1 protein-coding gene is annotated in these 250 nt (G+C 38.4%); it reads left to right on the forward strand.

What is annotated here, in order from left to right; genetic code table 11:
• Positions 1-129: sporulation stage IV protein A (locus SB773_RS33585; RefSeq protein WP_410594788.1), on the forward strand; the 129-nt coding region annotated here is incomplete at its 5' end.
• Positions 130-250: the final 121 nt, after the last annotated feature.

A 250-nucleotide genomic window follows, 5' to 3' on the forward strand; every position in this document is an offset into this window, starting at 1 on the left:
TCCTATGTAAGGGAAGGCATACAGGTGAAATTAGCAATGATGCCAGACAATGCACGCTATAAATTGAAAGAGACACTGGAGAGGATTATTAATGAGGGCAGTGGGGGATTGATTGCCATCATCTTATAAAAAACGTTTAAAAGCTGGACCAACTCCATTAATGGATTGGTCTTTTTGCATGCTATGGACGGAAGGGTCACAAATAAAATATCACTTGCGGAGGCTTATAGTTGAAAAAAACTATTGTTTT

It is taken from the genome of Bacillus sp. SIMBA_074 (assembly GCF_046534555.1).
GTDB lineage: Bacteria > Bacillota > Bacilli > Bacillales > Bacillaceae_G > Bacillus_A > Bacillus_A mycoides.